We start from the raw sequence: 21,910 nt of genomic DNA, 5'->3' as shown, positions 1-21,910 counted from the left end.
TTTGGCCGCGGTCGTCTCAAGTGGCCGGTCGACACCCGATCTTCCCTTGCTGTGACGGCGTTTCCCACCTTCGGGACGGGAACGGGGGCCCTCCGGAGTGGAGGACCCCCGATTCGCGCGTCGGGTGTCGGGCAGCCGCTCCGCTCAGATCCGGCGGACGACCGACCGCCCGCGGTTCCTGTTCACGGTGTGGACCACGAACAGCGTCAGCAGGAGCAGGCCGACGCCGATGCCGGTGCCGGACAGCGCCACGATGAGCGGGGTCATGTCCTTGTGGTTGCCGGGCCCGAGGTCCGTGTTCAGCGGCTTGATCTCGGGGGCGACCGCGCCCGCGCGCTCCGACGGCAGTTCGGCGGTGAGGGCGGCGACGGGGTTGATCATGCCCGCGCCGACCTTGTGGTCCTTGCCGTTCGGGTTGCCGGGGTGCTGGGCGGTCATCGTGAGCCGGTCCATCACCTGGCGGGCGGTGAGGTTCGGGAAGCGCTCGCGCACGAGCGCGGCGATGCCCGCGACGTAGGGCGACGCGAAACTGGTGCCCTGGATGCTGGTGAGGGCGCCGCGTTCGTCGGCGTTGGCGTTGGTCAGGCCCTGGCCCTTGGGGTCGAGGGTGGTGATGTCCTCGCCCGGCGCCGCGATGCTGACCCACGGGCCCCACACGCTGAACGCGGACGGTTCGCCGCGGTCGTTGATGGACGCGACGGACAGCACGTCCTTGCTGTACCAGGGCGGCGAGGCGACGACCTTGACGGTCTCGGTGTTCTGGTTGTCGTTCTGCTCGGGGCAGCCCGTGCCGTCGGTGCCGATGTTGCCCGCGGCGGTCACGATGACGACGTTCTTCTCGTTCACCGCCCAGTCGATGGCGGCCTGGAGCTTGCGCTCGCCCGTGCTCGGCTCCTTGGGGGTGTCGCACGAGGTCAGCGAGATGTTGATGACGTCGGCGCCCTTGTCGACAGCGCGGACGATCGCCAGCGCGAGCGTGGTGACCTTGCCCGCGGACTTGCGGGAGTCCGCCCCGGTGGTGTCCTTGAACTCGTACCGGTCGCTGGTCTGCCGGATGGCCAGGATCTGGGCGTCCGGTGCCGCGCCGACGAACCCGGTCGACTCGTCGCGGCTGGCCGCGGCCACGCCCGCCACCTCGGTGCCGTGGCCGTCGCAGTCGGTGGTGCCCTTCTCCGCGGCGAGGACGTAGTCGCCGCCCGCCTCGACCCGGCCCTTGAGCCGGGGGTGCTCCTCGACGCCGGTGTCGATGATCGCGATCTTCACGCCCTTGCCGGTGGCGAACCGGTGCGCGTCGTCCAGCCGCAGCACCATCTGCGCGTGCGGTTTCGGCGCCACGATGCGGTTGCCGGTGTCCGACGCGATGCACCCCTTGGCGTTCTTCGAGTACTTGACGTCCGGCTCCGGCTCCTTCGGCTGGTCCAGGAGGGAGCGGTCGACGGCGGGCGGCTCGGAGTTGGGGCGGGCGGGCTGCGCGGCCCGGGCCGCGGCGACCGCGGGGGCGAGCGCCAGCGGGCCGGTCACGAGCAGCAGCGCGGTGGCCGCCGTGGCGGCCGCCTTCTTGACGGTGCGGGAAACACGCATGGTGGTAGGCGTCCTCGCGGGTGGTCAGGGCGCGATGAGTTGGCGCATCACGGTGTAGAGGTCCATCACTGCCAGCGCGAGCGGCAGGACGGAGGCGATCAGCACACCCTCCAGCACGTCCACGGTCCGGCGCAGCACCGGCGAGAACTTCTGGTTCGGGAAGATCACGCCGAGCACGAGGGCCGCGATCGCGGCGACGACGAAAGCGCCGAACGTGTAGAGCAGCCGGGTGGAGGGCGACGCCTCCATCATCCAGCCGAGCAGCAGGCCCGCGCCGGACAGCATGCCGCAGCCGAGCAGCGCCACGGCCTGCGCGCCGTTGGCGTAGGCCCGGCCGCGCAGCATCAGCACGAGGGTCACGGCGCCGCCGAGCAGCGGGCCGAACACCGAGCCGTCGGAGGCCGCGATGATGGCGGACACGGCCGCCACCACGCCGCTGCCGACGATCATGCCGGTCATGTACTCGTGGGCGATGGCGGTGCGCCGCTCGATGACCGCGTACTCCGGGAAGCCGGTGTCCTCCTTGAGGTCCTCGGCACTGCCCGGCACGGTCGGCAGCGGCAGCTTCGCCAGCTGGATCGTGATCCGCGGCAGCACCGACAGCGCCGCCAGCGAGAACGCGGCCGCCGCCGCCGCGATGCCCTGCACCGGGTGCGCGATCAGCGTGGCCGCCAGGAACGCGATGGCGCCGAGGCCCGCGGCGGTCGCGGCCGCCACGAACACCGTGATGCCCTGGCCGATCAGCATGATGGCGGCCGAGGCGAAGATCAGCACGAGCACGCTGGCCAGCAGCAGGTTCGGCCTGCCCAGCTGGCCGGGCACGGTGTAGAGGCCGGACACGAAGCTCATCGGCAGCGCGCCCGCCGCGGCGATCAGCACACCCGTGTCGACCGCGGTGTAGGACCTGGCCACCACCGCGCCCGCGGCGATCGCGACGACGGCCGTGACACCGGCCGTGATCGCGACGGCCAGGCTGCTGCCACCCGAGACGCCGCCCGCGAGGAACAGCGACACGGCGGAGGCGATGAGCGCGAGCGCGCCCGCGATGTGGCCGTAGCGCCGCGCCGTCTCCTTCGTCCACGGCCGGAAGCTGTCCGGGTTGGACTCCGCGATGGCGTCGACCACGTCGTCGTACAGCGGGGGCGGCGGGTTCTCGTTGCGCCGCCGCAGCTGGAGCAGGTCGCCGTCGACCACGCCGAGCGACGCGAGCGTGCGGCCGGGGTCGAGAGGGCTGTCGCCCAGTTTCGCCAGGCACCACCCGCCGTGCCGCACGCCGCCGTCCGGAGTGGCCTCCTTGGCCATGTCCAGCAGCATCGGCAGCAGGTCGGCCACCGCCACGTCGGCCGGCAGCGCGACGTCGATGCGCGTTCGCGGCGCAACCACCGTCACCCGGCTGAACACCGTCGTACCGGTCGCCACCAGTGCCCCCTAAAGTCCTGTTCCGCCTGTTCCGCCGAACAGGTCCACCCGCTTGGCGGGGACCCTAGTATGGCCGTACCGCTCCGGTGCGCACCGGCGGTTCCGGGGAACGGGTCGTTCGGCCTTTTTACGTCGACCCGAGTCCACTCCGCCCGCGGGTGCGCCATAGTGTCGGTGAAGTGCCGGTCGCGCGCGCCCGCAACGCGGAGCGGGAATGCGCCGAGGGTTGTTCGACAACGACTTGAAGAGGTGCCTGTTAGGTGAGCACGCTGCAGTTCAAGCGAACGCCACGCCTTGCTGCTCCACGGCCACCCGGCGGGGAAGTCCACCTCGAACCACCGCCCGAGGTGCCGAGGGTGATTCCCGGCAACGTCATGATGAAGGCGCTGCCCGTCGTCATGATCGCGTCGTCCGTCGGGATGATGGTGCTGATGTTCAGCACCGGCTCGCGGGCGCCCGCCGCCATGATCATGCCGGGCATGATGATGATCTCGACCGTCGGCATGATGGCCGGCGGCATGGGTGGCGGCAAGGGCCAGAAGAAGGCCGAGATGAACGAGGACCGCAAGGACTACCTGCGGTACCTCGGTCAGATGCGGGACCGCGCCCGCGAGGCCGCCGACGAGCAGCGCGCGGAGCGCGAGTGGGTCCACCCCGACCCGCAGATGCTGTGGTCGCTCGCCACCACCCGCCGGATGTGGGAACGCAGGCAGAACGACCCTGATTTCTGCCACCTGCGCGCGGGCCGCGGCTCGCAGCGGCTCGCGACCAGGCTGGTGCCGCCGCAGACCGGCCCCGTCGAGGAGCTCGAACCGATCGCGACGCTGGCGCTGCGCCGCTTCGTGCGCGCCCACTCGCTCGTGCCCGAGCTGCCGATCTCGATCGCGCTGCGCGGGTTCGCCGCGGTCGGCCTGATCGGCGACACCGAGATCAAGCGCGGACTGGCCAGGGCGCTGCTCGCCCAGCTCGCCACGTTCCACTGCCCGGACGACCTGCTGATCGCCGTGGTCACCACCGGCCGCACCAAGTCCCAGTGGGAATGGGCGAAGTGGCTGCCGCACGTCCAGCACCCGGCGATCGTGGACGGCATCGGCCAGATGCGGATGATGGCCGGCTCGCTGGCCGAGGTCGAGCAGATGCTCGACGAGCAGCTCCGCGAGCGGCAGCGGTTCACCCGCAACGCCCCGCCGCCCGCCGACCAGCCGCACATCGTGATCGTGATCGACGACGGCGACGTGACCCGCGAAGAGCAGATCCTGCTCGAAGAGGGCCTCGTCGGCGTGACGCTGCTCGACCTGTCGGAGTCGCTGGGCAACCTGACCGCGCGCCGCGGCCTGCGCCTGGTGATCGAGGACGACAAGCTCGGCGCCCGCAGCGCCAGCGGCGTCGAGTGGTTCGGCCGCCCGGACTGGCTGAGCCTCGTCGAGGCCGAGGCGCTGGCCCGCCGCCTCTCGCCCTACCGGGTCGGCGGCGTCGACACCGGTGGCAGCGAGGAGGACCCGCTGTCGATGAGCAACAACCCGCCGCTGCTGGAGTTCCTCTCCATCCCCGGCGACCCGATGACCTTCGACGTGCAGCAGGCGTGGCGGCCCCGGCCGGTGCGCGACCGCTACCGGGTGCCGTTCGGCATCGGCGAGTTCGGTCAGCAGGTCGAGCTGGACATCAAGGAATCGGCCATGGAGGGCATGGGCCCGCACGGCCTGTGCATCGGCGCGACCGGTTCCGGCAAGTCGGAGTTCCTCCGCACGCTGGTGCTGGGCATGCTGGCCACGCACTCGTCGACCTCGCTCAACATGATCCTGGTCGACTTCAAGGGTGGCGCCACGTTCCTCGGTCTGGACAAGGCGCCGCACGTCGCCGCGACGATCACCAACCTCGCGGGCGACCTGACGCTGGTCGACCGCATGAAGGACGCCATCGCGGGCGAGGTGTCCCGCCGCCAGGAGGTGCTGGCGAAGGGCAACTACAAGAACGTCTGGGACTACGAGAAGGCCCGTGAGAACGGCGCCGACCTCGACCCGCTGCCCGCGCTGTTCATCTGCATCGACGAGTTCTCCGAGATGCTGACGGCCAAGCCGGACTTCATCGACATCTTCCTCCAGATCGGCCGGGTCGGCCGCTCGCTGCAGATCCACATGCTCCTCGCCTCGCAGCGCCTCGAAGAGGGCAAGCTGCGCGGCCTCGACACGTTCCTGTCCTACCGGATCGGCCTGAAGACGTTCTCCGCCGCCGAGTCGCGCGCCGCGATCGGCGTGCCGGACGCCTACGAGCTGCCGCCCATCCCCGGTTCCGGCTACCTGGGCATCCAGGGTTCGCCGCTGGTCCGGTTCAAGTCGCTCTACGTGTCCGGCCCGTACCGGCCCGCGGGCATGCAGGTCGCGGGGCCCTCCTCCGCGGTCAGCGGCGACAAGCGGCCGCGCTACTTCGTGCCCGACTACATCGAGATCCCCAAGGAACCGGTGAAGCCGGTCCAGGTCGTGGAGGAGAAGAAGGAGGACAGCAACGAGCCGAGCCAGCTCGAGGTCATCGTCAACAAGCTCGTCGGCCAGGGTCCTCCCGCGCACGAGGTGTGGCTGCCCCCGCTGAACGAGCCGCCGTCGCTGGACACGATGCTGCCGCCGTTGCAGGCCACCGAGGACCGCGGTCTGACCGCGCCCGGCTTCGTCACCAACGGCAAGCTCCAGGTCGCGATCGGCGTCGTGGACAAGCCGTTCGAACAGCGCCGCGACCTGCTCTGGGCGGACTTCTCCGGCGCCGCCGGTCACGGCGCGATCGTCGGCGGCCCGCAGTCGGGCAAGTCGATGATGCTGCGCACGCTGATCGCGTCGATGGCGTTGACGCACACCCCGCAGGAGGTGCAGTTCTACTGCCTCGACCTCGGTGGTGGCACGCTCGCCGCGCTGGAGCGGATGCCGCACGTCGGCGGCTTCGCCAGCAGGCTCGACGTGGACAAGGCCCGCCGCATGATCGCGGAACTCGCGGGCATCATCTCCGAGCGCGAGCGCCGGTTCCGCGCGCAGGGCATCGACTCGATGGTCGAGTTCCGCAACCGCAAGCGCCGCGGCGAGATCAACGACGACCTGTTCGGCGACGCGTTCCTGGTCGTCGACGGCTGGATGAACTTCCGGCAGGAGTTCGAGACGCTCGAACCGCAGGTGCAGGCGCTCGCCGCGCAGGGCCTGTCCTACGGCGTGCACGTCGTCATCGCCGCCAACCGGTGGGCGGAGATCCGGCCCGCCATGAAGGACCTGCTGGGCACGAGGTTCGAACTGCGCCTCGGCGACCCGTCGGAGTCCGATGTGGACCGCAAGGTCGCGGTCAACATCCCGCCCGGCAGGCCCGGACGCGGACTTTCCCCGCAGAAGCTGCACTTCCTCACCGCGCTGCCGCGCATCGACGCCTCGTCGGACCCGACGAACGTCGCGGCGGGCATCGGGGACCTGATCACCAAGGTCACCCAGTCCTGGCGCGGGCCGCACGCGCCCGCCGTCCGCCTGCTGCCGGACCTGTTGCCGTACAACCAGTTCATGGCCCAGGTCGAGCAGCTCCGCCCGAACCGCGGCCACATGGTCCCGATCGGCGTGGACGAGGACGAGCTGGCCCCGGTCTACCTGGACTTCGACAACGACCCGCACTTCATGTCGCTGGCCGACGGCGAGTCCGGCAAGACCGGCATGCTCCGCGCGATCGTGCGCGGCATCATGACGCACTACACGTCGAACGAGGCGCTGATCCTGCTCGTCGACTACCGCCGCACGATGCTCGGGTTCATCGATACCGACCACCTGCTCAGCTACGCGGTGTCCTCGGCCCAGCTGAACGACATGATCAAGGACGTCCGGGGCTCGATGCTCGGCCGCCTGCCCGGCCCCGACGTCACCCAGGACCAGCTGCGCAACCGGTCCTGGTGGAAGGGCCCTGAGCTGTTCATCGTCGTCGACGACTACGACCTCGTCGCACCGCAGGGCGGCCAGAACCCGTTGCAGCCGTTGGCGGAGTTCATCCCGCAGGCGAAGGACGTCGGTCTGCACGTCATCGTCGTGCGCCGCATGGGTGGCGCGTCCCGCGCGATGTTCGACCCGATCATCGGCAAGCTGAAGGAGATCGCGTCGCCGTTCATGATCGGCAGCGGTAGCAAGGAGGAGGGCAACCTCGTCGGCAACCTGAAGCCGTCTCCGCAGCCGCCGGGCCGAGGAACGCTGGTCACCCGCAAGAACGGCCAGCAGCGCATGCAGTTCTCCTGGGTCGACCCGGAGTAGCACGACCGGAGCACACCGACGAGGGCCCGCGACGCACATGTCGCGGGCCCTCGTCGTCCTGGCCGGTCGGGGGTCGGCCAAGCGCGGGACCCCCGGCCCCGGCCGGTGGGGGAGCACCGGCCGGGACCGGGGGGCGTTCCCCCCAGCACGTTCACCGCGACTTTCCCGGCATCCGGGAACCACCCCCCTCGGGGCTCCCGAACACCGGCCGCGCCACCACTGGTCACCTACCGTTTCCGCTGGTGGCGGCCTCGCCGTGGTGAACACCGACCACTCTGCCCGGCGTCGCTCACACAACGCTCACACTCCGCGCGCATGCCATAGGCTGGGCGGCGGGGAGCAGGGGGAGACGCGGGTGTGGATCGGGTTCGGGGTCTTGGGACCCCTGGAGGTGCTGCTCGACGGCACCCCGGTCGCGATCCCCGCGGGCCGCGCGCGAACGCTGCTCGCGACCCTGCTGCTCCGCGCGGGCGAGGTCGTCCCCGTCGACGTCCTGGTCGACCGGCTGTGGGACGGCTCGCCGCCGAACCCGGCACGGGCGAAGTCGACGCTGCACATGGTGGTCACCCGCCTCCGGCGTTCGCTGGGCGAGGCGAACTGCGTGCGCACGGCCACCGACGGCTACCTCGCCGACATCGCCCCCGGCGCACTCGACCTGCACCGCTTCCGGTCCCTCGTGGACGACGGCCGATTCGCCGACGCCCTGGCCCTGTGGCGCGGCTCACCCCTGTCCAACGTCGCCTCGGACTCCCTGCACCGCGATGAGGTCACCGCACTGGCCGACGAACGGCTGGAGGTGCTGGAACGCCGCATCGAGGCGGACCTGGACGCGGGCAGGCTCCCCGGCCTCGTGGCCGAACTCCACACCCTGACCCGCCGCCACCCGCTGCGCGAACGCTTCTGGGCCCAGCTGATGCTCGCCCTGCACCGCTCCGACCAGCAGGCCGAGGCCCTGGCCGCCTACCGGTCGGTGAGCGCGCTGCTGGCGGAGGAACTGGGGGTGGACCCCGGACCCACGCTGCGCGACCTGAACGCCAGGGTGCTCCGTTCGGATCCCGACCTCGCCGGGTACAGGTCCGTGGTGGCACCGACACCGCGACAGCTGCCGCCGAGGTCCGCCCACTTCGTCGGGCGTTCCGAAGAGGTGGAGCGGCTCGCGGATCTGCTCGACGCCGTCGAGGGTGACACCCCGGTGATCGTGTCCGCCGTGAACGGGGCCGGTGGCGTCGGGAAGACCGCGCTGGCGGTCTTCTGGGCGAACCGGGTGAAGGACCGCTTCCCCGACGGGCAGCTCTACGTCAACCTGCGGGGATTCGACTCGCGGCGGGAACCGCTCGCGGTGGACGACGCACTGCGCGGTTTCCTGGGAGCGCTGGTCGCGGATCCCAAGTCCATTCCGAACGAACGGGACGCCCGGACATCGCTCTACCGGAGTCTTCTCGCGAACAGGCGGGTACTCGTCGTGCTGGACAACGCGCGGGACGCCGAACAGGTCAGGCCGTTGTTGCCGGGAAGTCCTTCGTGTTTCACATTGGTCACCAGTCGAAGCAGGCTGGAAGGCCTGATCGTGACCGAGGACGCGACCCTGATCGCGCTCGACGTGCTCGCGGACGACGATTCCCGCTCGCTGCTCGCGCGCCGGATCGGCGCGGTGAGGGTCACTGCCGAACCGGAAGCCGTACGGCGGATCGTTCTGCTGTGCGGTGGTTTGCCGCTGGCCCTCTCGATTGTGGCCGCACGCGCACTCATGAATCCGCGATCGACGCTGGCCGCTCTGGCCGATGGTCTTTCCTCGGAGCGCGGTCGGCTGGATTTCCTGGAGACCGGTGATCTCGCGACGAGCGTGCGCGGCGTCTTCTCGTGGTCTTACAAGAATCTGGCCGAGGCGTCCGCCGTCGTGTTCCGGTTGCTCGCCGTGCACCCCGGCGCGAGCTTCACCGTGCCGGTGGTCGCGAGCGCCGCGGCCATCCCCCTCGATGCCGCGGCGAAGGTGGTGGCGGACCTGGTGCGGGTGAACCTGCTGCTGAACCCCGAAACCGACCGCTTCCACTACCACGACCTGCTTCGCGTCTACGCCGCCGAACTGGTCGGGTCGGTGGAGGCCGACGCACGACGTCGACTGGTGCTGAAGCGCGTCCTCAGCCACTACGTCCACTCCGCCCAAGCGGCGCGGAAAATGATGTCGCCCACCGGGATCGAACTTCAGGAATCGCCGCCGGACGAGGTCGTCGTGATGGCCTTCGCCTCTCGTGGCGAAGCCATGAAGTGGTACGAGGAAGAGTACGGGAACATCATCTCTTCACTGCGGTCGGCGATGTCGGAGCAACTCTCCGAGTACGTCGGAATGCTCCAGGAGGCGATCTGGTACTACTTGGACTCGACATCGCGGTGGGATCAGGCGGTTGCCTTGAGTGAAACCGTCCTCGAATTCCTCGAAGATGTCGAAGACCCGTACAGGAATCGACCGGGTGTCCTGCTGGACCTGGCCGTTTCGAACGGACGCCTGGGGCGCCTCCAGGAATCGATCGCCTACTCGACGGCGGCTCTGGCCGACGCCAGGGAGTCCGGGAACCTCAAGTGGGAACGCAAATCCCTCAACAACCTGGGCATGGCCTACAGCGCACTCGGCCGTGACCAGGAGGCCGTCGAGTTCCTGCACGCCGCTCTGGAGGTGTGCGCGAAGACGGAGGGGCGGGTCGGAGAACGAATACTGCTGGACACCCTGGCGACGGTCCACAGCAAGCTGGGGGAGCACGAACGCGCGGAGGCCTACCTGGAAGAGGCGCTGCGGATCAACCGCGGGGTCGACGACTCCTACTCGGCGGCGATCAACCTGACTGGGCTCGGTGCCCTCTACTCCGGGATGGGAAGGTGGGACGAGGCGTGCGGCGTGCTGCTGGAGGCTTTGGAACTCAGCCGGTCGTCCGGTGACCGCTACAACCAGGCGGTTACCTTGTCCAGGCTCGGCGACGTCGCGGAGGGCGGCGGTGACCACACGGGCGCGGACGCCTACCGGAGGCGGGCGCTGGACGTCTTCGCCGAATTGGGCGTGCCGGAGGCCCACGAGTTGAGGGCCAAGCTCGTCGCGGCGCCCGACAGGGCGTGATTGGCTGTGCCCGTGCGGTCGTGGCCGTAGATCGGCCCGACGAGGGGATGGGTATGAGTTTGCACGTGGCGGTCGACTTCGGCACGTCCAGCACCTGCGTCGCGCTGTCGGTGCACGGGCGGGAGCCGCAGGTCGTCGTGATCGACGGCCAGCCGCTGGTGCCGTCGGCCGTGTTCGCCGCCCAGGACGGCACGCTGTTCGTCGGCCACGAGGCCGAGCGGCAGGCCGCGGTCGACCCCTCCCGGTACGAGCCGAACCCGAAGCGGCGCATCGACGAGGGTGAGTTGCTGCTGGGGACGAGCGTGCTGCGGGTGCCGGACGTGGTGCGCGCGGTCCTCACGAGGGCCGTGAACGAGGCGCGGCGGGTCGCCGGGGGGATGCCGGTCGACCTGCTCGTGCTCACGCACCCGGCCGACTGGGGCGCCATCCGGACCCGCGTCCTGCTCCAGGCGGCGAACAAGCTGGCGAACGAGATCAGACTGGTGCCCGAGCCGGTGGCGGCGGCGGTGTTCCACTCGGCGGGCCACGCGATGGCCGAGGGCGCCACGCTTGCGGTGCTCGACCTCGGCGCGGGCACGGTGGACGCCACGGTCATCAGCCGCCAGGGCGGCGCCTTCCGGGTGCTGGCGACCAAGGGCGATCCGAGCTTCGGCGGCGCGGACGTCGACCAGCTGCTCCTGGAGCACCTCGGCTCGCAGGTGCCGCCGCCCGACCGGGACGCCTGGCGGCAGCTCGTCGAGGGGCAGGGGATGGTCGACCGGCGCCGTCGGCGGATGCTCCGCCAGGACGTGCGGGGCGCCAAGGAGACGCTGTCGCGGCACGCCTACACCGACGTGCCGATGCCTCCGCCGTTCCGGGACGCCCACGTCACCCGCAGTGACCTGGAGCGGCTCATCAGCGCGCCGCTCAACCGCGCCGTGGCGCTGGTGCTGGGCGCGGTGCGCAACACCGGGTTGAACCCGCGGCAGCTCACGGGCATCTTCCTGGTCGGCGGGTCCAGCCGGATCCCGATGGTCGCGCGGCTCGTCATGGAGCAGTCCGGGGTCGTGCCCACGAGCATCGACCAGCCCGAGACCGTGGTCGCCCGTGGCGCGCTGCGGGCCGTCGCGATCGAGCAGGCCGCTCCGCCGAAGGCCGTCCCGGCGGAGGAGGGCACCCGCAAGATCACCAGGAAGATCGGGGCCCCCGAGACCTATCGGTCCGCTTTTCCGGCGACGCCCGCGCCGGGATTCTCCAGGCCTCCGCAATTTCCCGTGACGCCCCCGGTGAAGAAGAGGTCCCACGTTCCGCTTCTGGTCGGCGGGGCCGTTCTGCTGGTCGCGGTGATCGGCGCTTCGGTCGCTTATGCGATCTCGTCGAATCGCGACACGAATACCGCGCAATCGAGCGCGCCGAAAACCCAGGAATCCGGCAAGCAGATCTCGGTGTACGACTACAGCTTCTCCTCTCCGGTCGACTGGGAGCAGAGCGGAGGCGATCCGACGACCCGCAAGGTGCAGGTCAGACCGGCGGGCGCGGATTCCACCAAAGACCTCATCGCGGTGCAGGAACAACCGCTCACCTACGACGCCTCCGCGGACCGCGACCGGGCCGTGCGGGAACTGCGCGCGGAGTACGACGTGGCGAAGGACCTTTCCGATTTCACCCCGTCGACGAGCTACGCCGGTAAGGATGTCGTGTACTACCGGGAACGACCCGAAGGCCTGACGATCGACTGGTACGTGCTGCTCAAGGGTGGTGCGCAGGTCAGCGTCGGCTGCCAGTTCACGCAGGCGGGGGAGCAGCGGGTGCGATCCGCCTGCGAGCAGGTCGTCCGGACCTTGACCGTCACGAGTTGACCAGGAGGGTCGGCATGACCTCGGAAGCGTTCGCCAGGTTCCGCGCGGACCTGTCGGCGGCCGTCACCAGGGGTCGGCGGGCCGCCGCGGCCGCCGGGGCGCGCAACGCGGAGGCCCGCGACCGCAGCCGTGACCTGGCAGAGGGGCTGAAGGCGACGCGGTCCGCGTCCGGGCGGGACACCACCTCCCCGGACCTCCGGAAGGCGGCGAACGGGTTCCGCGAGGAGCGCGGCCTGCCCGTCGAGCGGCTGCCCGAACCCGCTCCGCCCGCGGGACCGGCTGAGACGGAAATGCCTATCGACGCAAAAGCAAATGCGGAGACGCGGACCACTCCGGGTTCGCGTCCGGTAGCCGGTCCGAGGGGTCAACTTCCCCGTGCGGGCGACGATGACGAGGACTTTTCGCAAGGGCAAATCCTCTACTGACCGCGGCGACTCCGTCCGGCGCCGTTCACTAGAGCAACTGTTTCCGGCGAAGGCGCGACAAGACGGAACCGGCATGGCACTGTGTCCGTCGTAGGGGCAGTACAGGCTGAGATCGTGCGGCCCGATCCCATCTAACAAGGGGGCTTTTCCCAATGGCACTATTCGCAACTGGCAGCCAGGAGCTCCTGACCGCGGGTCAGGACATCGTCAGCACCGGCGAGGAGATCGACGGCATTCTCCGCAGCCTGAACGGCATCATCGACGGCATCAACGGCATGTGGTCCGGTGCGGCCAGGGACGCGTTCACGGTGCTGAACCAGCGCTTCGACGAGGACGCCAAGAAGCTGAACGAGGCCCTGAAGGAAATCGCCGAGCAGGTCACCGGCAGCGCGAACCTGTACCTGCAGCAGCAGGAAGAGCAGTCGCAGCAGATGAGCTCCATCACCTCGCGCCTCGGCTGAGTGGTCGCCGTTCCGCCTGTTTCACCTCCTTCGGCTTTTTCTGAATAGGACTTGGGGAATTTCATGGACATCAAGGTTGACTTCGGCGCACTCGAAGGGCTCGCGGGCGACATCGCTTCGCAGGCCTCCACCCTCCAGAGCACGCTGGAGAACCTGAAGAGCCGCCTCGCGCCCGCCATCGCCCAGTGGGAGGGCTCCGGCGGTAGCGCGTACCAGGCCTCGCAGTCCAAGTGGGACACGTCCGCCGAGGACCTCCAGCAGGTGCTCGCGCAGATCGGCACCGCCGTCCGCGCCGCGAACGAGTCCTTCCAGCAGGGCGAGCAGCAGAACACCTCGCGCTGGGGCTAGATCTTCAGTCACGCAGCGTGACCACGCGGGCCCTGGGACCTTCCGGTTCCGGGGCCCGCGCATGTTCCGACCTACCGGTTGGCGGGGGCCGTTTTGACCCGGCCACGACCCAACCGGTATCTTCCTACGTTGTTGTGCGGTATCCGGTGCGACATTGCGCGCCGCGTGTGTTCTGGTCCACTTGCCCAGCTCGTTCTCGAGGGGCAATCCGGCCTGGAGCAGCCGCCGCAATGTCCACCAGACGCAAGTGACGACGAGGTAGATCCGTGCGCACGTACAGCCCGAAGGCCGGCGAGGTGACCCGCGCCTGGCATGTGATCGACGCCCAGGACGTGGTGCTCGGTCGGCTCGCCACCCAGGCCGCGACGCTGCTGCGCGGCAAGCACAAGCCGACTTTCGCCCCGCATGTCGACACAGGCGACTTCGTCGTCATCATCAATGCTGACAAGGTCGCCCTCACCGGCAACAAGCGGGACCAGGAGTTCGTGTACCGCCACAGCGGTCACCCCGGTGGTCTGCGCAAGCAGTCCTTCGGCGAGGTGCTTGACACGCGCGCCGACCGGCTCGTCGAGAAGGCGATCAAGGGCATGCTGCCCAAGAACCGCCTCGGCAGCGTCATCGGCAGCAAGCTGAAGGTCTACAGCGGCCCGACGCACCCGCATGAAGCGCAGCAGCCGCAGCCTTTCGAGATCACCAAGATCGCCCAGTGACCGGCGACGAGCACACCGAGGAAGTCACTGTGACCACCCCTGAGACCGAAGTCGAGGCCGTCGACACCGACGCCGTCGATGCCGTTGAGGCCGACACCACCGAGGTCGAGGCCACCGAGGACGACGCCGTCGAGGCTGACGCCACCGACGCCGACGCCGACGCCGACACCACCGAGGACGAGGTCGAGGCCGTCGAGGCCGACACCACCGAGATCGACGCCGATGAGGCCGAGGTCGAGGCCGCTCCCGTGGCGAAGCACTCGCTCAACGGTGCCCACCACCTCGCGCAGACCGTCGGTCGGCGCAAGGAGGCCATCGTTCGCGTCCGCCTGGTGCCCGGCACCGGCAAGTTCACGCTGAACGGCAAGACCCTCGAGCAGTACTTCCCCAACAAGGTGCACCAGCAGCTCATCCGCGAGCCCCTGGTCACCACGGAGAAGCCCGAGACGTTCGACGTGCTCGGCTCGCTGCGCGGCGGCGGCACCACCGGCCAGGCCGGTGCGCTCCGCCTCGCCATCGCGCGTGCGCTGATCGCGATCGACATCGAGGACCGCCCGGTCCTCAAGAAGGCCGGCTTCCTCACTCGTGACCCGCGGGTCAAGGAGCGCAAGAAGTACGGTCTGAAGAAGGCCCGCAAGGCGCCCCAGTACAGCAAGCGCTGATCGGACTTCCAGCTTTACCCTGCGGGAGCAGCCAGTTCTTCACCGAACTGCTGCTCCCGCAGTGCTTTCCGGCCCTTTTCGCTGTGCGGTTGATCACGGAGGATCCTCGGATCATGGCTCGCCTGTTCGGCACCGACGGAGTACGCGGTCTCGCCAATGCGGACCTCACCCCCGAACTGGCGCTGTCCGTGGCAGCCGCCGCGGCACGGGTGCTCGCCGAACACGACCGGACGCACCGGCCGGTGGCGCTGGTCGGTCGTGATCCGCGGGCCAGCGGCGAGATGCTGGAGGCCGCGGTCGTCGCGGGCCTGAGTTCCGCGGGCGCGGACGTGCTGCGCGTCGGCGTGCTGCCCACGCCCGCCGTGGCGTTCCTGGTCGCCGCCCTCGGCGCCGACGTCGGCGTGATGATCTCCGCCTCGCACAACGCCATGCCGGACAACGGCATCAAGTTGTTCGCCGCGGGCGGCCACAAGCTCCCGGACTCGGTCGAGGACGAGATCGAGGAGAAGATGCTCACCCACGACGGCCGCCCCACGGGCGCGGCCATCGGTCGGGTCCGCGACGTCGAGGACGCCGAGGGCCAGTACGTGGAGCACCTCCTCAAGATCACCCCGCACCGCCTCGAAGGCGTCAAGGTGGTCGTGGACTGCGCGAACGGCGCCGCCTCGATCGCCGCGCCGGACGCCTACCGCCGCGCGGGCGCCGAGGTGGTCGAGATCAACTCGGCGCCGGACGGCCTGAACATCAACGACAACTGCGGCTCGACGCACCTCGACGTGGTGCGCGCCGCGGTCCTCGAACACGGCGCCGACCTGGGCATCGCGCACGACGGCGACGCCGACCGGTGCCTCGCGGTCGACGCCCGGGGCAACGAGGTGGACGGCGACCAGATCATGGCCGTCATCGCCGTCGCCATGCGCGACGCGGGCGAGCTGACCGACAACACGCTGGTCGCGACCGTGATGAGCAACCTCGGCCTGCACATCGCCATGCGCGAGCAGGGCATCGCGCTGCGCACCACGGGGGTGGGCGACCGGTACGTGCTGGAGGAGCTGCGCGCGGGCGGGTTCGCCCTCGGCGGCGAGCAGTCCGGCCACGTCGTGCTCCCCGCGCACGCCACCACCGGTGACGGCCTGCTGACCGCGTTGCGGCTGATGGCCCGCATGGCTGAGACCGGCAAGCCGCTGGGCGAGCTGGCCGCGGTGATGAGCAGGCTGCCGCAGGTCCTGATCAACGTCCGGGTGTCCGACAAGGCGCTCGTGGCGAAGGACGCGGCGGTGAGCGAGGCGGTGGCGGCGGTCGCCACCGAGCTGGGCGACTCCGGCCGCGTGCTGCTGCGCCCGTCGGGCACCGAGCAGCTCGTTCGCGTGATGGTCGAGGCGACGAGCCACGAGGTCGCCGAGTCCGCCGCGCGCAGGCTCGCCGATGTGGTTTCCTCGGTGCACTGATTTCCGAAGCTGGGGTGGGGCATGGTCAATCTGGTCCTGGGGTTCGTCGTCGGCGCGCTCGTCGGCGGCGGTGTCGCGTTCGCGATCCTGAAGGCGAAGCCCCAACGGCAGCAGCAGTTCCCGCCGAACCAGGGCTACCCGCCCCAGCAGCACGGCTACCCGCAGCCCCCGCCTCCCCAGGGGCCGCAGCCCCCGCAGCAGCCCCCGCGCCAGTGGTGACCCGCTGCGGTCGGTGTCCGGTGGCTGTTTACTAAGGCAACCGACTGTCCCAACCGGCCTCGACACGGCTGTTGGGCTGGGAGTCTTGGGCGGAACCCGGAGCGACATGGCCGCGTCTCACCGGGGACGAAGGGGAGGCAGGAGCACATGGCGGGTTACCAGGCCAACGCGGGTGAAATGATGTCGTCGGCGACCACCATCCAGGGGATCGCGTCCGATGTCGAGGAGTACAAGGCGAAGGTCGCGTCCAGCGCGGTGACGGCAGCCGACTTCGGTCGAGCGCACACCGCGGGCGGATCGCGCTACCTCGCCGGGCTGCCGAAGGTCGTCGAGGCGGTCTCGGCCCACTCCGCCGCGTTGAAGGGCCTCTCCGACAAGCTCCGCAACTCCGCCAACGGGTACGACTGGACCGACACGGCGAACGCGCAGAACCTCGCCAACACCGGGGGCAAGTGATGGCTGCTCCGTCCTGGGAAGACGTGAAGAAGGTCGTCGACAACCCCGCGGTGTCCACGGAGGACAAGAAGGCCCTCCTGCTCGCGTACTACACGAACGACGCCAAGGACGACATCACCGGCACGCACAACGACGAGCTCGAGGAGTACCTCGACGACTACGACATCTCGTGGGGCGACGGCCAGTGGCAGGCGACCAAGGACGCGATGCCGTGGGCGGACAGCTCGGAAGACCGGCTGAACAGCGCCTACGACAAGGGCAAGAAGGCCGCGGACGAGGGTGACGCGCGCAACGCCCAGCACGAGAAGGACAAGAAGGCCGGGCAGGACGTGCTGGACGGCTCCGCCCAGCGGGCGTCCGACGGCGGTGCCGGTGTCGCGAACTCGAACCAGCTGCTCGACGCGGGCAAGCCGGGCCTGAAGTACTTCGAGAACTTCCTGCCGGTGTACCAGTCGGCGCTGTCCGTCATCGACGGAGGCAAGGTCGACACGTCGGTCGACAACATGCACCGGCGCTACGACGAGCAGCGCGACATCGACTTCCACAAGATCGACATCGACATCGTCGAGCTGCACCAGGTGGCGCAGGACTCCCGCGACCGCCAGGGCGACGCCGAGAAGTCGATGAGCAAGCTCTGGTCCGGTTGGGACGGCGACGCCGCCGACGCGTCGCGGAAGTTCGTCACCGACATGTCCGGCCGGGCCGCCACCCACGCCGAGGCCATCGACCACATCGCCGAGGTCACCAGGGCCGCGTGCCACACCGTGTCCGGTCTGGTGAACACCAAGGCCAGGACCATCCTCGAGGGCGTCCAGAACGTCAACGACATCGCGGGCCTGAGCCCCGACCAGATCAAGCAGGTCGTCGACGGGGTGTTCTCCGAGGACGAGGCGCTGCTGCGGCGGGTCGCCGGGTTCGTGAAGTTCACGATCGACGACGGCGCGTGCGACGGCGACGTGTGGAAGGAGCAGGTCCGCAAGGAGTCCATGAAGTGGCTCAAGGGGACCTTCAAGCCCGACGTCGACGGCAAGTACGAGCAGTTCGACGCGATCTGCAAGAGCACCAAGGAGTCGGTCGACAAGGCGTGGGAAGAGGTCGGCAAGCAGGTCGACGCCTTCAACACCAAGCCGTTCGACCCGCCGAAGCAGGACGCGCCGCCGAAGCAGGACACCCCGCCCGCGACCGACCACGACGGCAGCACCGGGACGAGCAGCACCGGCACCGGGAGCACGGGGACCGGCAGCACCGGCACGGGCAGCACGGGCACGGGTAGCACCGGGACCGGCAGCACCGGAACCGGCAGCGGGTCGACCCCGCCGTCGGGCAGCATGCCGTCCATCCCGGAGATGCCGAAGCCGGAGAACCCGCTCGACAAGAACGGCGACGGCAAGCCGGACGACGCGAACGGCGACGGCAAGCCCGACGACCAGGCGGGCAGCGGCGGTGGTGGCGGTGGCGACGGCAAGGGCGAGGAGAAGAAGCCCGAGAGCGTCACGATCACCAGCGGTGCCAACGAGATCAAGGTCACGGAGCCGGACTCGCGCGGCCACGTGAAGATCACCGTCGACACGCCGAACTCGCCGCCGAAGACCTACGACCTCGACTTCAGCAAGAACCCCGAGGCGGCCAAGGCGCTGATGGGCGCGAACGGCGCGGCGGCGATCTCCCAGGCCCTGTCCGGCCAGGGCGCCGCCGGTGCCGCGGGCACCACGCCGGGCAGCGCCCCGACGGCCGGTGGCGCGACGCCGATCGAGGCGGGCGCAGACGGCAAGGCCGTGATCGAGATCGACGGCCTCACCATCACGACCGAGATCGACCCGCTGACCGGTGAGGTGAACATCTCGGTCGACGACGGCACGGGTGAGCCGCAGCAGTACGGCCTCGAGTTCGGTGACGACGACGACTCGTCTGACCCCGGCACCGACAAGTCCGGTGCCGACAAGTCCGGTGACGGCCAGTCCCGGCCGGACTTCAGCACGATGCCCGCGTTCGACAGCGGGGCGGGCGGCTTCACCGATCCGGCGTTCGGGCAGGACGGCGGCCAGAGCGCGGGCGACCGCGTCTTCGAGCGCGAGTTCGGCGGCGGCCAGAGTTCCGGTGAACCCGCGTTCGAGCGCGAGTTCGGCGGTCAGGGCTTCGGGGAGCAGAGCTTCGGCGAGCAGGGCGGCCAGGGCTTCGTGGAACCGGCCCCCGCCCAGGAGTACGGCCAGGGCTTCAGCGGCGGCTTCACCGATCCCGCGTTCGCGCAGAGCTTCAGCGAGCCGGGCTTCACCGAGCCGGGGTTCGCGCAGCCGACGCCCGCGGTCGGGTTCACCGAGCCGCTGTCCGGCGGGTTCCCGTCGGGCGACGGCGGTGGCACCACGTCCACCTCGGGCGCGTCGGCGTTGGGGGACAGCGGTTTCGACCGCGCGGACTCCATGATCGGCCCGCAGGTCCCGCCGACCGGCACGGCTCCGGACCCCATGTGGGGCCCGCCGACGCCGAGCGGTGACGCGAGCCTCGCCGACACCACGGCGGCGCAGGCCGGCGAGCCGGGTTCGGCCACGCTGCCGTCCATCGGCGACGGCGGCGCGGGTCAGGGCCAGGCGATGCAGCCCGCGGGCGGCATGATGGGCGGCGGGATGATGGGCGGCGGCCAGCCCGGCGGAGGGCAGCAGGGCGGCGGCGACTCGGAGCGCGGCGCGAGCCAGTGGCGCACCACGGGTTCGCTGTTCGACGACGAGGCGGGCCTCGGTCGGCTGCAGGGCGTGCTCGGGGAGGACAACGCGAGATGACCGGATTCGAGTCGCTGGAAAGCGTCAAGCGCAAGCTCGCGGGGATCACGTCGGAGCACTCGGCGCGGATGGAACTGGCCACCCGCAAGCTCGCCGAGACCGACAAGGCGACCGCCGAGAGCCACAAGGACTTCGTCGACAAGCAGAAGCGCGTCGTCGAACGCCTGCGCGAGATGGCGAAGGCCCAGCGCGAGAGCGCGGTCAAGAAGCCGGACAGCGAACTCAACTTCATGGTCGAGGACGAGGCCGGGCCGGACGAGCTGGCGGACGAGATGGCCGCGCTGGAGCGCGCCCGGATCGCCCGCGCGTCCCAGACCGAGGAGGGTTCGTTCCTCCAGGCCGCGCCGTCCGCGGGTCCGGGCCGCTGGGGTCGCGAGCCCGTGCCCGCGACCGAACCCGTGGCGCAGGCACCGGTCCGGCCGCTCCCGCCGGTCCGCCAGCCACCGCCGCGCCGTCGGGTGGCCGATGACGACGACGACTTCGGCAACGAGAGCTACCTCACCTGAGCCGGTGAACGCGAAGGGCCTCCCCGTCACGGCGGGGAGGCCCTCGTCACATCACTGGCGCGGCGGTCCGTACCCCTGCGGGGGCGGGCCCTGGCCGGTCGGCCCCGGCCCGTAGCCGGGCGGCGGACCCTGTCCTTGCGGCGGGCCGTATCCGGGCTGCGGCGGGCCGTAACCCGGCGCGGGCGGCCCGTACCCCGTTCCCGGTTGCGCGAAGCCCGGCTGCCCGTACCCCTGCTGGGGAGGGGTTCCGCGCAGCGCGCCGATCGTCGGTGGCAGCACCGCCAGGATCGCGACGACCACGCCGAGCAGGAGGGCGGTCACCTGCACCCCGTCGACGCCCACCCCGGTGAAGCCCCAGTAGTTCAGGTACACCACGTTCAGCACGAGCGGCGCGACGGCGAGCAGTGCCGCGAGGCCGACCACGAGCACGCCCGCGACCTTGCGCGCGAGCAGCAGGACCGCACCCGCCAGGAAGACCGCGAACGGCAGGAAACGGGTCCACTCCTGGAGGTTCGCGAGCAGCGACAGCGTGTCCGGGTCGCCGCCGGTCTGCCGCATCATCACGTCGACCAGCTCCGGCGCGGTGTCCGGCTCGTTCTCGTGCAGCACTCCGATCAGGCCGAGCACGCCCCAGAAGATCCCGACCCCGGCCGCGCCGATCGCCGCGATCACGACGAACGCCATGTTCCCGCCACGAGGCGGGGCGGGCGGCTGCTGTTGTTGCTGGGGCTGCCACCCCGGTTGCTGCTGTCCTGGCATCACGCGCTCGACGGTAGCCGGTCGTCCGGCCCGCGCGTGCCGTGTTGGCGCGGGTCCACCCGGTCGGTCAGTGCCGGGCGCGGGCCAGCGCGCCGCGCTGGTAGGACAGCACCGCGCCCTTGACGTCGTTGTCCAGCAACGCGTCGTAGCGCTTGTCGTCGGTCAGGGCGCGGAGCAGGAAGGCCGTCGTGAACGCCTTCGCCAACCTGTTCGCGGCACGCTCGCCCTTGCCGTCCAGCAGGAGTTCGCTCCAGTGCCTGCCCTCGGCGAACCCGAGGTGGCCGACCTTGGGCAGCGTCCGCACCTGCACCGGGCCGAGCCACGCCTCCGCGATGGCCTCGCTGTGGCCGACCGGCGGCGCGATCCGGTCCTCGCCCGCGGCCAGGTGCAGCCCCGGCGCGGTGACGCGGCGCGCGGCGTCCAGGGCGGACGGCCGGGTCTCGGTCGCCGCCAGCGTGATCACGGCCCGGATCCGCTCGTCGTCGGCCGCGGCCAGCACGGCGGCGCCACCGCCCAGCGAGTGGCCCGCGACCGCGAGCTTCGCCGGGTCGACGCTGATGCCGCCGTCGCCGAGCCGGACGCCCGCGCAGACGTCGAGGGTCGTGCTGAGGTTCGCGGCGTGCAGCCGGGCGGACAGCAGCGGGCCGCGCTGGGTGTTCGGCGCGGCCGCGACGAAACCCCACGAGGCGAGGTGGCGCAGCAGGCCGAGGTAGCGGCCGACGGGCTGGAGCCAGCCGTGGCCGAACGCCACGGCGGGCAGCCCGAGCCCGGATGCGGGGGTGAACACCTCTCCGGGCAGCCCGACGAGAGCCAGGTCGCCCCGCATCACCTCGTGCCTGCCGGGCTTGCTGAGCTGGTCCAACGCCTGCTTCGCCGAGTAGCCGCTCACCCCTGGAACCGTAGTCGATCGGCGCGTTCCCGGAGACTCGCGCCACACCT

General features: G+C 70.5%; 17 protein-coding genes. 13 read left to right on the top strand and 4 right to left on the bottom strand.

The window, feature by feature from the left end; genetic code table 11:
* Positions 1-144: 144 nt before the first annotated feature.
* Positions 145-1,581, bottom strand: a complete 1,437-nt coding sequence (gene mycP, locus RM788_RS22035; RefSeq protein ID WP_315933626.1) for a type VII secretion-associated serine protease mycosin — start codon at positions 1,579-1,581, stop codon at positions 145-147.
* A gap of 24 nt (positions 1,582-1,605) precedes the next feature.
* Positions 1,606-3,000, bottom strand: a complete 1,395-nt coding sequence (gene eccD / locus RM788_RS22030) for a type VII secretion integral membrane protein EccD (RefSeq protein WP_315933625.1) — start codon at positions 2,998-3,000, stop codon at positions 1,606-1,608.
* Positions 3,001-3,260: 260 nt separating this feature from the next.
* Between eccD and eccCa the strand changes: the two genes are divergently transcribed.
* From eccCa to RM788_RS21965, 13 genes are all read left to right on the top strand, one after another.
* Positions 3,261-7,259: a type VII secretion protein EccCa gene (eccCa, locus tag RM788_RS22025; protein ID WP_315933623.1), complete on the top strand. Its 3,999-nt coding sequence runs from the start codon at positions 3,261-3,263 to the stop codon at positions 7,257-7,259.
* A gap of 376 nt (positions 7,260-7,635) precedes the next feature.
* Complete coding sequence (locus tag RM788_RS22020) at positions 7,636-10,365, top strand: AfsR/SARP family transcriptional regulator (protein ID WP_315933622.1); 2,730 nt, start codon at positions 7,636-7,638, stop codon at positions 10,363-10,365.
* A 53-nt stretch (positions 10,366-10,418) separates the two neighbouring features.
* Positions 10,419-12,203: a type VII secretion-associated protein gene (locus RM788_RS22015; RefSeq protein ID WP_315933620.1), complete on the top strand. Its 1,785-nt coding sequence runs from the start codon at positions 10,419-10,421 to the stop codon at positions 12,201-12,203.
* Positions 12,204-12,217: 14 nt separating this feature from the next.
* On the top strand, positions 12,218-12,628 hold the full coding sequence (locus RM788_RS22010; RefSeq protein WP_315933619.1) for a hypothetical protein: 411 nt from the start codon (positions 12,218-12,220) through the stop codon (positions 12,626-12,628).
* A gap of 152 nt (positions 12,629-12,780) precedes the next feature.
* Complete coding sequence (locus RM788_RS22005) at positions 12,781-13,089, top strand: WXG100 family type VII secretion target (protein WP_315933617.1); 309 nt, start codon at positions 12,781-12,783, stop codon at positions 13,087-13,089.
* Positions 13,090-13,152: 63 nt separating this feature from the next.
* Entirely contained in the window at positions 13,153-13,437 is a 285-nt protein-coding gene (locus RM788_RS22000) for a WXG100 family type VII secretion target (protein ID WP_315933616.1), read from the top strand.
* Between the two features lie 266 nt (positions 13,438-13,703).
* Positions 13,704-14,147, top strand: coding sequence for a 50S ribosomal protein L13 (gene rplM / locus RM788_RS21995; RefSeq protein WP_315933614.1), 444 nt, complete (start codon positions 13,704-13,706; stop codon positions 14,145-14,147).
* 212 nt (positions 14,148-14,359) lie between these two features.
* On the top strand, positions 14,360-14,809 hold the full coding sequence (rpsI, locus tag RM788_RS21990; RefSeq protein ID WP_315934709.1) for a 30S ribosomal protein S9: 450 nt from the start codon (positions 14,360-14,362) through the stop codon (positions 14,807-14,809).
* A gap of 113 nt (positions 14,810-14,922) precedes the next feature.
* The gene (gene glmM / locus RM788_RS21985; RefSeq protein WP_315933613.1) at positions 14,923-16,257 is read left to right on the top strand and encodes a phosphoglucosamine mutase; all 1,335 of its coding nucleotides are present in this window, start codon (positions 14,923-14,925) and stop codon (positions 16,255-16,257) included.
* Positions 16,258-16,278: 21 nt separating this feature from the next.
* Positions 16,279-16,476 (top strand): hypothetical protein, encoded by a 198-nt coding sequence (locus tag RM788_RS21980; RefSeq protein WP_315933611.1) that lies wholly within the window; start codon positions 16,279-16,281, stop codon positions 16,474-16,476.
* A 147-nt stretch (positions 16,477-16,623) separates the two neighbouring features.
* Positions 16,624-16,932, top strand: coding sequence for a type VII secretion target (locus tag RM788_RS21975; RefSeq protein WP_315933610.1), 309 nt, complete (start codon positions 16,624-16,626; stop codon positions 16,930-16,932).
* The gene (locus RM788_RS21970) at positions 16,932-19,706 is read left to right on the top strand and encodes a hypothetical protein (protein ID WP_315933609.1); all 2,775 of its coding nucleotides are present in this window, start codon (positions 16,932-16,934) and stop codon (positions 19,704-19,706) included. The genes RM788_RS21975 and RM788_RS21970 overlap by 1 nt, the downstream gene beginning before the upstream one ends.
* Positions 19,703-20,212, top strand: coding sequence for a hypothetical protein (locus RM788_RS21965; RefSeq protein WP_315933608.1), 510 nt, complete (start codon positions 19,703-19,705; stop codon positions 20,210-20,212). Before RM788_RS21970 ends, RM788_RS21965 begins: the two co-directional genes overlap by 4 nt.
* Before the next feature lie 51 nt (positions 20,213-20,263).
* Here RM788_RS21965 and RM788_RS21960 read toward each other — a convergent pair whose 3' ends face one another.
* Positions 20,264-20,974 carry a hypothetical protein gene (locus tag RM788_RS21960; RefSeq protein ID WP_315933606.1) on the bottom strand — a complete coding sequence of 237 codons (711 nt, stop codon included), beginning with the start codon at positions 20,972-20,974 and terminating at the stop codon, positions 20,264-20,266.
* Between the two features lie 64 nt (positions 20,975-21,038).
* A complete protein-coding gene (locus RM788_RS21955) occupies positions 21,039-21,860 on the bottom strand; it encodes a dienelactone hydrolase family protein (protein WP_315933605.1) in 822 nt (273 codons plus the stop codon).
* Positions 21,861-21,910 lie beyond the last annotated feature (50 nt).

Source organism: Umezawaea sp. Da 62-37 (assembly GCF_032460545.1).
GTDB lineage: Bacteria > Actinomycetota > Actinomycetes > Mycobacteriales > Pseudonocardiaceae > Umezawaea.
This window is presented reverse-complemented; position numbering and strand designations above follow the sequence as displayed.